Annotated in this window: 1 protein-coding gene; it reads left to right on the top strand. The window is 39.7% G+C overall.

The genetic code is table 11. The features are described 5' to 3' along the window. Positions 1-2,197 (top strand): hypothetical protein (locus ON09_RS23455; RefSeq protein WP_010603508.1); only part of this gene is annotated, 2,197 nt, incomplete at its 5' end.

Raw genomic sequence — 2,197 nt, 5'->3', positions numbered from 1 at the left:
GAAGCAGTTCTATAAACTGCTTTCTGAATTTAGTTTTAGCCAGGCCAGAGTGGGTAGTTTGAAATCGATTCTGGTTGATCCTACTGAAAAAAGCAACATCTGGATTTCGCCTGTAGCAAATTCAGGAGACGGTATTGGGGGAGAGATGATTAATCAGGATGGAAGCTGGGAAGCATTTGGTACCAAGCAACGGACAAAAGGAAATATCGGCTTTGCTATCAGCTCACCGCTATTTCGGCTTGCTGAAGGTCAACGCAAAATTATCATCCAAATCAATTATGCCGCAGGTAATAGCATAATACCAACGCTCACAAAAGCAAATTTTAAAGCTTTGGCTAGTGCGGAGAAAGGATGGGAAGAAATTAGTATAGATTCAGTTCATCTCACAGGTAAATCCTTTCAACTGGTTTTGCTTGCGAACGAAAGCGTTCAAAAAATTATCGATTATAACCCAAAACTTCATGTAGAGCCGTACTCAACAACTTATCCTGTAATCCAAATAAAGCTGAATACAGCTGATGGACTTTATGAATCATTAATGTTTGCACCATTAGAAAATATCCAAATAAAAACTGATGTAAAAGGTGTTAAAAATCTTTTGGTTCAAAATAGTTTGGGTAAACTCGATGCTTCGAAGCCGATGGAAATTTTTGGGTCTATACCAGCCATTGGTGCAAATTTTTATATTGGTAGTACTGAGGTATTCCAGCACAAACTCTCAAGCTTAAAACTAAATTTTGAATTTTTGAATTTGCCGGCCATGGCATTCAATAATTATTACAAATCATACGCTGAACCGGCAAAATTATTTGAGTTTCTGCCTATCGTGACGGTGCAAAATGCTTCATTGGCATCGTCTTCCGATAAAAAAGAGCCCGCTTCACAAATGCAAAACGAGTCAGCCAAATCTGTTATAGATGTTCAACCAGTTTCGAAAACACTAAGTGCGAATGTTTCAGTTGGCAATCTCTCAACGCAAATGTATAGTGTAATACCTAAATATTGGCAGCAGCAAGAAATCCAGAAACTCTTCAGTAACTATGTAAATAACTCCAGTTTCAAAGGCGAAATTACTTTCTTAGATCACAGAAGTTGGATTTCGCTAGCGCCAAATACACCTCAGAAAGTTAATCTTTTTGGTGCCGGGGATTCCAGTGCTCCAATAGCTCAGTTCAATGCCGATATCAACATTCCCAACGAACTGGCAGCAGATTATAATACCGATGCAGGAGCAGGTTACGATCTAAACACAGAACGTGGCTTCCTGAAGCTGCGGTTTACAGATGGCAAATTCGGACATGCAGACTATCAATTAGCCTACAGTCGTGCCATTTTAAATAATATAAAAGAAGATTTATCAAGCATTGAACTGCCCAATTCCCCATACACGCCGCTTATTCACAATTTAAGTTTAGATTACACTGCAGAAGCTCAAATAGCTTTAACTGCTTCAGCCTTTTCTTCCGGTAATCAAATTCATAAAATATTCCATATTGCACCATTTGGTCGGGCTGAAGTGCGACCAACTCCACACGAGGGTTCGGCTTATTTATTGCCAAAATTACAAAATGAAGGAGAGTTGTATATAGGACTGATTGATGCCATTGCGCCTCAAAATATCAGCTTACTGTTTCAGGTAAGTGAAGGTAGCTCAAACCCTGACTATAACAAAGCCATTGTGAAATGGTCATACCTTCATGATGATACCTGGAAAGATTTCGAAGATGAAGCTATTCTTCGGGAACAAACGAACGGTCTTTTAACCACTGGAATCATTACTTTAAGGATTCCAGCAGTGGTGAATAGTATCAGTACCTTAATGTCTGGTGGTTATAGCTGGCTCCGGGCAAGTGTAGAAAAAGATGTACTGGCAGTTTGTGATATCATATCAATTACCGCTCAGGCTGCCGAAGCACAGTTCAATTCCTACGACGATGTGATTCCAGAAAAGCTTTCCATTGAACCCGGAGTAATTAGTAAATTAAAAGAACCAGACGCTGCGGTTAAAAGAATAGCACAGTCTCTTGGTTCATTTGATGGCAAGCCAGCAGAACAAGGTAACGACTATTATTTAAGGGTTAGTGAAAGACTTCGGCACAAGGGTAGAGCCATCACATTGTGGGATTATGAGCGCTTGATTCTGGCTCAGTTTGCTGATGTTTACACCGTAAAGTGTATTGGCCATACCTATTTTTAA

This window comes from Pedobacter agri PB92, assembly GCF_000258495.1.
GTDB classification, from domain to species: Bacteria; Bacteroidota; Bacteroidia; order Sphingobacteriales; family Sphingobacteriaceae; genus Pedobacter; species Pedobacter agri.
The sequence above is the reverse complement of the archived record's forward strand: the minus strand, read 5'-3'. Positions and strand labels throughout refer to the sequence as shown.